Source organism: Leptospira koniambonensis, assembly GCF_004769555.1.
GTDB lineage: Bacteria > Spirochaetota > Leptospiria > Leptospirales > Leptospiraceae > Leptospira_B > Leptospira_B koniambonensis.
Map to the genome: position 1 here is coordinate 452030 of NZ_RQFY01000004.1, position 11724 is coordinate 463753.

Here is an 11724-nt window from a genome sequence, read left to right on the forward strand (position 1 = left end):
TAAAAATATCCAGCCGGCCGAAAATTGATAATCTACAGAACGGATCAGTAGATAAACGGGATAATTGTCGGCCTAGGGTTTAGGTCGCAAGTAAAACCACCTAAATCCACAGTGAGCAAGTTAATGATCAATGCTTCATTAGCACAATCGTCAACATCAGCTTTATTATAGTATTTATCTTCTTCTACTTTTGCTAGTTGAGGAGCAAGAATAGAAAGAATTTCGAAGCCACTTACTGCGGATCCAATAACTGCACTTGTCAGAATGATACTTTTTGCTTCCTTTCCGTCTACGGTATCCGGATAGGAAAGACCGATCGCATCGAATAGAACACAATTAAACGTTAAGACCAGGGGCAGAAGAAGAGTGATGATTTTTTTCATCCAGGGTTCTCCCAATTTGTTTTTTACAAAAAATTTCCAATTAGAGCTTAACTTCAACCGAATTTCGAAAGTAATTCAATACAAATTTCCAGATTTCAGGACCTAAGTTTGTCATAAAGATCCGGAAATTTCTGTAGTAACATTTGTGTCTTAAACAAATTGAGACTGCCTCGAAAATCCCTTTTCCCCAAGTCGCCAGAGAAGAATATGGAATTATGCCGTTCCTATTCCGATGTATAGTACTTGTTCTGATTTTCGGTACCTTCTCCCTAACTTCCCAAACGACTGACGAAACCTACCAAGGTGTCTCGGAAATTTCTTATCTGATTGGGGACTTTTCTAAGGAGAAGGCTCTCGTATCTTTTACAAATCCTGGAGATCCAAGACAATTTTTCCTTCGAAAAGAAACCAAGGCTGCATTTTTAAAATTAAAAGAAGAATATAAAAAAGACCATCCAAAGGAAAGACAGGAGCCATTCATAATCTCCGCGTATAGATCTTTTTCAGATCAAAAATCCATATGGGAAGATAAATATTCTGGAAAGAAGAAGATGAGATTACCTGTAAAAGATAAAAGTCCTTCTCAGATCATCTCCTTAATTTTAGAATTTTCCAGCGCGCCCGGCACTTCTCGCCATCACTGGGGAACAGATATTGATATCAACGCCTTGGAAAATTCTTATTTTGAAAAAGGAGGAAGAGGAGAAGTCTTCTATAACTGGATGAAAAAGAATGCTCACAAATTCGGATTCTGCCAGCCTTATTCATCAAAATCAGAAAGAGCCGGAAAAGGTTATAATGAAGAGAAATGGCATTGGTCTTATGCCCCTCTTTCTAATAAATTCCAAAGAGCTTGGGTAGATGCTTATAAAAAGGAAAAATTAAATTTTAAGGGAAGATTCCAGGGATCTGACTCTTTAGGGAACCTACCCCTGGAATATGTGATATCTATCAACCCAGACTGCTCCAGGATAGATTAATATAAGTTGCGTGTTGGAGTTCCAACACGCAGAAACTTTTTAATTATCTGTGGTTCATAACTCCACGATCACTATTTCTAAAGAACTTAATGATCTGTAGAACTTCAGCAGGATGACCTGATTCCTTCTCCAATTGATCCAATGCAGTTCTATAATTCAGTCCTGAATGATAGATTGTTTTGTATGCATTCTTGATCGCCGATCTTGTTTCAGGAGAAAATCCTCCCCTTTTCAAACCAACAGTATTTAAACCAATGATCGTACAAGGATTCCCATCTGCAGTAGCAAAAGGAGGAACGTCCTGCACTACTTTAGAACAACCAGCGATCATTGCATAATCACCTACAAAACAAAATTGGTGAACTGCAACTAAACCAGAGATGAAAGCCTTATTGCCAACTGTAACGTGCCCCGCTAAAACAAGACCATGAGTTAGAATATTATCATCTCCTAAAATACAATCGTGACCTACGTGAGCATTTCCCATCACATAGTTCCTGTTTCCGATAATAGTGGGAGAATCTACCTTGGTTCCCTTGTGAATATTGGAATATTCCTTAAAAGTATTATTATCTCCGATGATTGTTTTGCTCGGAGTGCTAGGATCAAAACCTAGATCCTGAGGGCCTACTCCAATTACCGATCCATGATGTACTTTGTTGAATTTGCCTAATTTAGTACCTGCGAAAATTCGGGCTCCGGTTTCAATTACGGTTCCTTCGCCGATTACCACATCTTTTTCTATAATTGTATACGCACCGACTTCGACGGACTCGTGTAGTTCCGCTTTCGAATCGACGATGGCTGTTGGGTGAATTTTCATTAAGTTTCGCCTCTTAAATCTTCCATAATACGAAAATCGACGTGGATTTTTTCTTCAAGCTATAAATAATTGGGGTCGGTAAAGGGTTTAGTGCTTCGTCGAATTTGGGAAGCCGCAATCATTTACCAAACGCGGTTCGGGAAGGAGAATTCTATGCTAGTGGATTGGTCTCGTCTGGATTCCCTAAAACAAGGCGATGATGAAGATGATATTATTTGGCTGGAAGAAATGGTACGTTCTTTACGTAAGAACATGAACAGCCGTTTAGAGAATATCAAAAGTTTCACTGAAGAAAAGAAAGACGTAGAACTCCAAGCAGAATTGCACCAAACAAAAGGTGTAGCAGCGAATTTCGGACTCGCGGCAGTTCAGAAGAATGTTACTGAGGCTGAATTGAAATTGAAGGAAGGAAACTTAGAAGCTTGTCTAGCTCTTTGTCAGGAACTTCCGAGTCTTTGGGAGCAAACCAAAAAAGAATTAGCTCCCAAATTTCCGGAATAAGTCATAACTCTCTGACTTATTTTTTACCCTTACGTTCCAAAAAATAAGAATCTACCTTATCCGTTATAGGTTTAATTTTTTCCTCATAGGTTAAAATAGCTTCTACAGTTTTTTCGTATAGAGTCATTAGAAGCGCCTGAGCCGCATCACACATCTGCTCTTTACGGAACTCTTCTACATGTAAAGTTTCAGTAATAGATCCATCCGGATTAAACGGAAGAGAAGCCAATAAATTGGAAACCACGATCTTATCGTCACCCGCAACATGGCTTGGATCAAAGATCACAGGTAGAATTGTTTGGTTCTTAGCATGAGTGATCACGTTCAGATCCGGAGTGTTACGGCAATATCCTTCCTTGATGAAAAGAGTTTTCACTCCTCTTTCACAAAGAACTATATTTAAATTTCCTTGATTAGCAATATATTCTGCAGCTGAAAACCATTCGATAGCTTCGTTACCGAAACCTCTTTTTAAGATCACAGGTTTACCAGTGCGGCCTACTGCTTCTAAAAGTTCGAAGTCTTGAGCGTTTCTTGTTCCGATCTGGATCATATCAGCATGTTTGGAAACTTCTTCCGCCATGGTATGGTCCATAACTTCGGTTACGTAAGGAAGTCCGGTTTCTTCTTTTACTCTATCGAGTAATTTGATCCCGTCCCAACCCATTCCTCTCCAATCAGTTGGACGAGTTCTAGGTTTGAATGCTCCACCTCTAAAGATAATACGATCTAAGATCCCGAATTTTTTACCGATCTCTACAGCTTGTTTTGCAATAGTAACTGTTTGCTCATACGTTTGAGGAGAATCCGGACCAACTAGGAAGATATGTTTTCCAGTTCCAAACTTACGAACTAATCCATCTTTTCCGTGAACTTCTACAATTCGGTTTTCACGATGGACTACTTCTCCGTTTTTACCAGCAGCAGTACGAGCGATATTTTTATAAGGCAATGATACGTTCCAAATTCTAGTCACACCAGGAAGTTCTTTTACATAACCTTCCTTGTCGGAGATCTTACGGGTATCCCCGATAAAATGAATGGTATCGGATACAACCGCTCCGCGAATAATCTCGGTGGCGTTCCCACATTCGGATGCTAAAGCCTTTATTTTTGCTTCAGTTTCCGGATATCCCTTCTCCAGTTCGACTATGTCCACGTATCTTCCGTCCTATCTTTGTTCGATTTTACAATCGGGATTGATTCTCTCTCCAGCCTTTACTTCACACACGGAACGTCAAGAAATCCGCAGAGAAAAGAAATTAATGAGAATGTTCCGGCCCAGGAAAACTTCCATTTCTCACTTCCTGAATATAATTTTTGACTGCGCCGGAGACATCGTCGTATCCATTCAGGAAAGTTTTTAAGAACTTAGGCTTAAAGCCCTTATTCAATCCAAGAAAATCGTAAATTACCAGCACCTGTCCATCGGTCGCCGCTCCAGCTCCTATCCCGATCGTAGGAATTGGGACAGATTCAGAAATTTCTTTAGCAAGAGCAGAAGGTATTAGCTCGAAAACAATGGAGAAGGCTCCGGCGTCGGAGATCCCTTTTGCTTCGCTTATCAATCTGGCCTTATCTTGTTCTGCTTTTCCTTGGATTTTATGTCCTCCGAAAACGTTCACAGATTGAGGAGTAAGACCTATATGTCCCATAACTGGGATGCCTATCCTTTCTAATTTATAGATAAGTTCCAACATCTCGGGACCGCCACCTTCGAATTTTACAGCGTCGCATCCGCTTTCTTTCATTACCTTTCCAGCAGAGCGGATCCCTTCTTCCAAAGAAACCTGATAGCTTAAAAATGGAAGGTCCACAACTACGAATGTGTTGGGGGCTCCTCTTCTAACTGCCTTTGCATGATAGATCATCTCATCCAAGGTAACAGGCAAGGTAGTAGGCTGGCCTTGGTAGACAACACCCAGAGTGTCCCCGACGAGAATACAATCCACGCCGGAATCTTCTAAGATCCGAGCGAACATAAAATCATAGCAGGTCAATACTGTGATCCTTTTCTCTACAGGTTTTGGTCCTCTGGGAAATATTTTACTAACATCTCTCATGTTATCCCTCCGAAGGATTCCCAAATGCTTGGACGAGGGAACCTTCTCCGAGTTCATTTAAAAGTTCTAATATAAAAGGACGTGTGAACAAACTATGATGGGGAAGATGTAAACCCTTCTCATGGATTTTCATATCATCGATGGATAGAATATCTATATCGATCACGCGAGGGCCCTTGTCTCTTGTGCGGATCCTTCCCAATTCATTTTCAATTCCTAATAAAAAATCCAAAAGTTCTTTAGGAGAAAGATGAGTAGATATTTGAAGAAGTTGATTTAAGAAGTCAGGTTGGTCAGTAACTTCTAAAGCTTCTGTGTTTAAAGCAGTTCCTTTTTTTAGGATTTGTATTTCAGGATGAGCGCTTATCTTTTGGATCGCCTCCGAAAGATATAATTCGCGATCTCCCAAATTAGTTCCCAAACACAAAAATGCGATGTGATTATTTTTATCCATCAATGATTTCCGAAAGCGCTATGACTTAGACGATAATCAGGACAATCCAAATGGATTTGTTTTGCCATCTCCATTAATCTAGAAAAGATCCTGCCTTCTGCTTTATCTTTCCAATCCGTAGGAGGGATATTAGAAGTGAGAATGGTTACCTTCTCCTCTTCATATCTTGTATCGATCAAATCGTATAACTGAGAGTTAGCCCAATCGGATTCTTTGTTTGCTCCGAAATCATCCAGGACTAAAACTTCGACATCCGCAAATTGTTTTTTAATAGTTTGCTCCATTCCATGCAGCTCACTTTCTTTCTGATAACTGTCTCGAATGGTAGAAAGAAAGTCACGATTGATCTTTGCATATTTGCATGTCAAACCGTAGCGAAGGATCAGTTCATTTAAAATAGCACATGCAAGTAAAGTTTTTCCGGAACCAGTTCCACCCCAAAGGTATAAACCTTGTTGTATTCTTTCTCTTTCTTTCCATTGAATCACGATATCATTCGCCCAGTCATGAGCTGCTAAGAAAGAAAGTTCAGTGGTATCCATTCGATCTAAGGTTCTGTACTTGTATCTGGCTGGGATCCCTGCCTTCTTCACCAAATATTCTACCTTGCCGAGTTCCATTCTAGCGTTATGACAAACGCAAGGTAACATTCTATTTTGGCTTTCATCGTAGACCATATAAGGAGCCTTGCCACCGCAAGGGCAGGATTCTCCCACGCAGGAACAAAGTAGCAAAACTCCAGAGCTAGAATTCTTTACATTCTCTTCCAAAAGGAACCCGACTCCCGCACAGAATTTACAGCTGGGAGAACCTTCTCGGATCGGGGTTAAATTCTTTAAATTCATGGTCTAGATCCAGACTGGAAAAAAGGAAAGTAATAGAAAGAAAGAAATCTAAGAACCAATCATTTCCTAGGAATTCCTAAAAATCTGCTGACAAGTTCTGCTTTAAGCGAGATCCTGGAGGGAGTCTCTGAACGGATTCAGAGAACAAAATTAGCGAAAAATGATAGAATTTCGCTAATGGATAGTGTAAAAAGATTCTCGTTTATGTCCCTTCTATAGGAAAAATGGGAAATTTTTTTTAATCCAGGTTTATATCTTAAAGGTCCCTGACCGATAGATAAACAGAAGAAAAGGACTTTGCTGTCCTTTTTCTAAATCCTATCTTTGAAAGAGAAGGCACAGGTGTGAGCACTATGAAGGTGATGAAGACTATATTCGTTCTTCTGGCCGTGGTCGGACTCAACCTCTCCTTGTTCGCACAGAACCAAGGGGGGCAGGATACGACAGATGCCAAGGCGGCAGCTGATAAGATCGACGAACTGCTGAAAGGTGAGCTCGTTCCGGAAGACGACGACAAAAATCTAACGGAAGAAGCTAAGAAACGTAAAAAAGAAATCCAGGAGCAGGAAGCGATCTGGAAGAACCCTGACTTCAAAGGTTACGACAAGAACTTCCAAGAACTCCATCAGCTTTCTAAGGCTTTCGCGAACAACAAGTTCCGCCTGGCCCTGACTAGCTATCAATCCGGAGTTAATACCGTCCTCAAGATGAGGGAAGCTGTTGAGCAGTACCGTAAAGAGGAAGCGGAGAAGAAACGTCTAGACGAGAAGTGGTACTGGCAAAAGGTCGACCGCAAAGCTCGCGAGGATCGTGTCGTTTCCCGCCAAAAGTTGGAAGCAAAACAACAAGCATTGAATTATTTCACCAAGGCAATCAACCATTTGGATGAGATCAAGAACCCGGATTTACGTGAACGTGCCGAGTTCAAAAGACTTCTTTCCGATGTATACAGATCTTGGATTGTTACTGAATACGATCTACAAAACTTACCTCAGTGTATTCCTATACTGGAACTCTACATCGAGGTTAATGAAAATGAGAAAGAATACCCAGCTCACAAGTATCTTGCAAGCTGCTACGCTTTCGAAGAAAACATGATCAAGAAATACGGTGGAGCTAGCGAAGACCAGATGTTCAAATTCCGTCACAAGAAAAACATCCACCTTCTTCGAGCTACCGAGCTGAAATATGGAAAGGATTCTCCGGAATACAAACACATCGTTGCTTTGATTAACAAAGACGAAGTGATTTCGGTTCGCCCTTAATCCTCTCTTTTCATTTCAATGTAGGAAAAAACCCCGGCTTAAAACCGGGGTTTTTTTATTTCTAAAAGAATTGTGAGATTATAATTATCATCTGAAAGCTTCGAAAGCTAAACGAATGCATTCTTTTGCTTCGGGTACCATAATCTGATCTCCCAAGGATCGTATATCAGAATTACTAAACCATTTAATTTCGGAATGTTTTTTATTAGAATCTTCACGAAGCTTTTCAGAATTGCTTACAGCAGCAAAAATTATTCCCGGTATTATTGATCCATCATCATTTGTAATTTGATAGGTTGAAATCGGTCTCAAAGGACTTGGATTAATTTCTATTCCAAAATCCTCTTTGTAATCAACCATCATACATTCTTCGATAGATTTGCCAAACTTCAACTGCGCACAGCCGAATTCCCAAATTCCAGGCAATCTTCTTTTAGTAGCTACCCTTTTTGCCAAAAGAACCTTATCATTAAAAATAACTACTGCTACGCAATGTACTTCGGAAAGGCGACTAGAAATCACCCGAGTTGCATCTTCTTTTTCTAAAGTGATTGAACCTTTATCTCGTTCTATTATGCCTAAATAATGATTCTGGATATAATCTCGGTTTGCAGATTTAAGAATTTTACCCAATATATCAATCGATTCGAATTTTTTTTCTTTAATCCTCTCAATCAACTTTGAAGATAAATGATCGTCATATTCAAATATCCCTGCGAGAGAATTCCAGTCTTTAGAATACCAAATAATTGGATACGCTCTCCCGCCCCAAACACCTTTTAAGACTTCATAGCTAATAATCTTATATTTTCCGATTTCTGCGGATTTATCTATCCCAGACTCAGGATTCACATACGACAGTATATAGGCTAATTCCGCACTCACCGCAAGATTACCCTTCTCAACGTACTTACCTAACCGAAAGCCCGTATCAATATCAGGACCGATAAAATCCTTTGTAAGAGATTGTTCCTCAGCAGCAATATAGATAACGTAATTTGTCTCAACTTCAGAAGCGGCCTTCTTTATGGATGTTTTCGGAATTTTTGCAACTGGTGCTATCCAAACGATTCCCTTTATGGAAATTCGCTTAATCTCGGGTAATTCTTTAAAAATTTCATGTAAACTTGCGACTACATTTGTTAAAGTTTTTAGCGCAATTTCAGGGGCTTCAAAAAGGCGAGAAGCACGTCTAATTTTTTCGTAAAATAAGACTTCATCTCCATTGTATTTCCAAAGATGCACGGATTTGTTCTCATCTTTAAATTGAAGCTCAATTAATTCATAAAATTTATTAAAAACTTCAGGCCAACGACTTGATTCTTTAGATTTAAACTCTGTCGAATTTGTTAAATCAAATGAATAAAATAAATATAAATCTTGTTCAGAAATTTCTGTAAAAGATTTTAAGGCATCCCTTTGAGGAAACGCTTCAATGGAATCACGGGATATTGAATTCATTTTATTCCCAAGAGAAAACTCCTAACCATTTTCCACGAGTCACTACAGCTTCATCAGAAACTTTAAAATATTCTGAAATCGGAGAAATGCTACAAGCCCCTGCATGTGTATTCTTGCGAACTTCTCTTAAGAATTCTTCTTCAGGCATTAACAATGCAGCAGCAAATTGGTTTGCTTCTAATTCTTCCTCAGTATAACCGCTTCTGTAGTAAACTGAATCTTCGTAATTATCTACTCTAGACCATAAATCTGGATTTAATATATAGCCCATATGGATGAATAAGTGGCCAATCTCATGAGCAATAGTAAAATTCTTTCTTAAATCTGGTTTCCCACTATTAACTGTGATTAAGAATGAATTATCTTTCTTTTCTATTTTTCCATCAAAGTGAGGGGGTAAATCCTCTTCTTTATATTCTCCCCCAAAGGATGCGATTAACGCTTTTAAATCAATAGGAGATTGAAGTTTTAGTAGCGATCTCAAAAAATCGGCCAATTCTTGGATGGTTTGCCTTTTTCTTGCGTCCATTTTTTTATAATACTAAGTACTTGATTAGTTGTCTACTTTTTTCTAAAAAGCTTTTATATTTTAAGATATTTATATAATGAAAATTTTAAAGAACGAAGATTCTTATTGAAAGATCAGTTTAGCTAAACCAATATAAATAGGAAGAACGGAGGTAATGATCACAGCAACCATCCATCTTGTTTGAGAAGCGATTGTTTTATGAATACTTGCGATCTCTTTATACACTTCTTTGAATTGCTCTTGGATGCCAGCAAAACCTGCATGCATTTCTGCTCTAAGCTCAGCAATTGCAATCCATAACTTTGCGGTTTCTTCCTTAAATTCCATTCTAAGTTTACCGGTCTCTTCTTTAAATTCTAAACGAAGCTTACCAGTCTCTTCCATTAGTCTTTTTTCAAATCTTTCCGAAACGAATTCTTCCATAAATTTTCTCCCTCCTGAATTGGCTTGATTTAAAAGACTAACAAGAGCCTCAGCACCTTCTTCGCCTAAACTGTTCCTAAGTGCTTTGGGAACTAATAGTATTGGTTCAGTCATACATTAAACATCCATGATTTGATTTTCAAGCGAGTTGCTTTGAAGATACGGGTCTGAGAGAGGAAAAGTCGTTCACACTTTTTGTTAGATTTGAAGGATCTGCACCGGAATATTGATTCCAAAAGAAAAATATAGGCCCCAACAGAATGAAATTCCTTACTGATTCCGGAATTTATTAGTATTTCCCGGTATCAAATTCTAAGATCGGACGATCCTTTGCCAGAAACATTGTATTCTATATCTCTAGGAAACACCGGGGAATCCCTGGAAGAATGTTTAGAGGAGAGAAGAAGAATGGTAGCTCAGACATTAGAAAGACCGAGCCTCAACCAGAACTCCCAAGCGGAAAAAGTATATGATGTAGTCATCATAGGAACTGGATTCGCTGGGTTATGTATGGGGATCCGCTTAAAACAAGCCGGAATAGAATCATTTATTATTTTAGAAAAAGGAAATGGGATAGGAGGAACCTGGAGAGATAATACATACCCTGGAGCTGCCTGCGATGTTCAGTCGCATTTATATTCCTTCTCATTTGCACCTAAATCGGATTGGTCCAGACTTTTCGGGCCTCAAGAAGAAATCCTAAATTATATGAACCAATGTACGGACCATTTCGGGATCCGTTCTTTTATCCGTACGAACTCAGAAGTGAGCGGAGCCTCGTTTGATGAAAAAACAGGTCTTTGGGAAATCAATACTACTAGTGGGAAGTCTTACAAAACAAAATCTGTAGTGAGCGGCACGGGTGGTTTGAGTAGACCAGTTCTTCCGAATATCAAAGGAATTGATACTTTTAAGGGGGCAAAATTCCACTCTGCAAAATGGGATCATAGTTATAATCTTCAAGGGAAGAAGGTAGCGGTGATTGGAACAGGAGCGAGTGCAATCCAGATCGTGCCGACCATCGCTCCTATTGTAGGAACATTAAAACTTTTTCAAAGAACTCCAGCTTGGATTATCCCAAAACCAGATAGTAATATCTCAGGTTCCGTAAAAGGGATCTTTAAATTCATTCCTCCATTAAGATGGTTGTTTAGAAAAGCAATCTATTGGTTGAACGAAGTCGGAGTATTAGCTTTCGCGATCAATCCTAAACTGATGAAAATTTTTGAGAAGTTCGCCAGGAGTTTTATCAACAAAAGTATTCATAACGAAGAACTTAAGAAAAAGCTGACTCCGAATTATACGATCGGATGTAAACGTATCCTTCTTTCCAACGAGTATTATCCAGCGCTCAATAGAGAGAATGTTGAATTGGTTACTGATGGTATCGAAGAGATCACTGCTTCTGGAGTTAAAACAAAGGACGGAGTAGAACATAAGGTAGATGCAATCATTTTTGCGACTGGTTTCCAAGCAGCAGAAGCAGTTTCTCCTTTTGAGATCAAAGGAAGAAGCGGAAAACTTTTAGCAGATGTTTGGGAAGACGCAGCCGAAGCTTATTTAGGAACCACAGTTTCCGGTTTTCCAAATATGTTCATGATCGTAGGTCCAAATACTGGCTTAGGTCATAGTTCTATGATCCTAATGATAGAATCCCAAGTACAATATGCTCTCCAAGGAATTCGTTATCTACTTAATAAAAATATAAAGTTTATAGATGTTCGTCAAGATGTTCAGGATCGTTATAACGAAGAGATCCAAAGACGTCTTGGAAAATCCATCTGGTTGACCGGAGGATGTGTAAGCTGGTATAATACTAGTTCTGGTAGAAATACAACTCTCTGGCCGGGATTCACTTTCGAATTTAAGGCCAGAACATTCTTCCTTCGTCCTAAGGATTACGAATTTGTTCGTGTGGATGGAAAAGCAAAAAGACCCGGGATCGGTTCCAGAGTTTCTATGGTTTTAGATGCAACTTTTGGTTAAACAGGTCGGTT

At 39.2% G+C, this 11724-nt stretch carries 13 protein-coding genes; 4 read left to right on the plus strand and 9 right to left on the minus strand.

Annotated features, from left to right (window positions below; translation table 11 throughout):
• Positions 1 to 44: 44 nt before the first annotated feature.
• Positions 45 to 383 carry a TIGR04452 family lipoprotein gene (locus EHQ52_RS06095; RefSeq protein WP_135614355.1) on the minus strand — a complete coding sequence of 113 codons (339 nt, stop codon included), beginning with the start codon at positions 381 to 383 and terminating at the stop codon, positions 45 to 47.
• Positions 384 to 598: 215 nt separating this feature from the next.
• Between EHQ52_RS06095 and EHQ52_RS06100 the strand changes: the two genes are divergently transcribed.
• On the plus strand, positions 599 to 1363 hold the full coding sequence (locus EHQ52_RS06100; protein ID WP_135614356.1) for a M15 family metallopeptidase: 765 nt from the start codon (positions 599 to 601) through the stop codon (positions 1361 to 1363).
• 43 nt (positions 1364 to 1406) lie between these two features.
• Here the strand turns inward: EHQ52_RS06100 and lpxA are convergent, their stop codons facing one another.
• The gene (gene lpxA, locus EHQ52_RS06105) at positions 1407 to 2186 is read right to left on the minus strand and encodes an acyl-ACP--UDP-N-acetylglucosamine O-acyltransferase (RefSeq protein WP_135614357.1); all 780 of its coding nucleotides are present in this window, start codon (positions 2184 to 2186) and stop codon (positions 1407 to 1409) included.
• Positions 2187 to 2339: 153 nt separating this feature from the next.
• On the opposite strand from lpxA, the gene EHQ52_RS06110 reads away from it, so the two are divergent.
• Positions 2340 to 2687 (plus strand): Hpt domain-containing protein, encoded by a 348-nt coding sequence (locus EHQ52_RS06110; protein WP_135614358.1) that lies wholly within the window; start codon positions 2340 to 2342, stop codon positions 2685 to 2687.
• A 16-nt stretch (positions 2688 to 2703) separates the two neighbouring features.
• Here EHQ52_RS06110 and EHQ52_RS06115 read toward each other — a convergent pair whose 3' ends face one another.
• The 4 genes from EHQ52_RS06115 to zapE all read right to left on the minus strand — a co-directional run bounded on the left by EHQ52_RS06115 (position 2704) and on the right by zapE (position 6049).
• Entirely contained in the window at positions 2704 to 3846 is a 1143-nt protein-coding gene (locus tag EHQ52_RS06115) for an N-acetylneuraminate synthase family protein (protein WP_135614359.1), read from the minus strand.
• 103 nt (positions 3847 to 3949) lie between these two features.
• Positions 3950 to 4750 (minus strand): 3-methyl-2-oxobutanoate hydroxymethyltransferase, encoded by an 801-nt coding sequence (gene panB / locus EHQ52_RS06120; RefSeq protein WP_135614360.1) that lies wholly within the window; start codon positions 4748 to 4750, stop codon positions 3950 to 3952.
• Position 4751: 1 nt separating this feature from the next.
• Positions 4752 to 5204, minus strand: a complete 453-nt coding sequence (gene folK, locus EHQ52_RS06125; protein ID WP_135614361.1) for a 2-amino-4-hydroxy-6-hydroxymethyldihydropteridine diphosphokinase — start codon at positions 5202 to 5204, stop codon at positions 4752 to 4754.
• Positions 5204 to 6049, minus strand: coding sequence for an AFG1/ZapE family ATPase (gene zapE, locus EHQ52_RS06130; RefSeq protein ID WP_135614362.1), 846 nt, complete (start codon positions 6047 to 6049; stop codon positions 5204 to 5206). The genes folK and zapE overlap by 1 nt, the downstream gene beginning before the upstream one ends.
• A 353-nt stretch (positions 6050 to 6402) precedes the next feature.
• Between zapE and fcpA the strand changes: the two genes are divergently transcribed.
• The gene (fcpA, locus tag EHQ52_RS06135; protein ID WP_008589523.1) at positions 6403 to 7314 is read left to right on the plus strand and encodes a flagellar coiling protein FcpA; all 912 of its coding nucleotides are present in this window, start codon (positions 6403 to 6405) and stop codon (positions 7312 to 7314) included.
• A gap of 87 nt (positions 7315 to 7401) precedes the next feature.
• Here fcpA and EHQ52_RS06140 read toward each other — a convergent pair whose 3' ends face one another.
• The 3 genes from EHQ52_RS06140 to EHQ52_RS06150 all read right to left on the minus strand — a co-directional run bounded on the left by EHQ52_RS06140 (position 7402) and on the right by EHQ52_RS06150 (position 9841).
• Entirely contained in the window at positions 7402 to 8775 is a 1374-nt protein-coding gene (locus EHQ52_RS06140) for an NUDIX hydrolase (protein ID WP_135614363.1), read from the minus strand.
• Between the two features lies 1 nt (position 8776).
• The gene (locus tag EHQ52_RS06145; RefSeq protein WP_135614364.1) at positions 8777 to 9304 is read right to left on the minus strand and encodes an ImmA/IrrE family metallo-endopeptidase; all 528 of its coding nucleotides are present in this window, start codon (positions 9302 to 9304) and stop codon (positions 8777 to 8779) included.
• Positions 9305 to 9406: 102 nt separating this feature from the next.
• Entirely contained in the window at positions 9407 to 9841 is a 435-nt protein-coding gene (locus EHQ52_RS06150) for an LA_3696 family protein (protein WP_135614365.1), read from the minus strand.
• A gap of 216 nt (positions 9842 to 10057) precedes the next feature.
• Between EHQ52_RS06150 and EHQ52_RS06155 the strand changes: the two genes are divergently transcribed.
• Positions 10058 to 11713 (plus strand): flavin-containing monooxygenase, encoded by a 1656-nt coding sequence (locus EHQ52_RS06155; protein ID WP_244244808.1) that lies wholly within the window; start codon positions 10058 to 10060, stop codon positions 11711 to 11713.
• Positions 11714 to 11724: the final 11 nt, after the last annotated feature.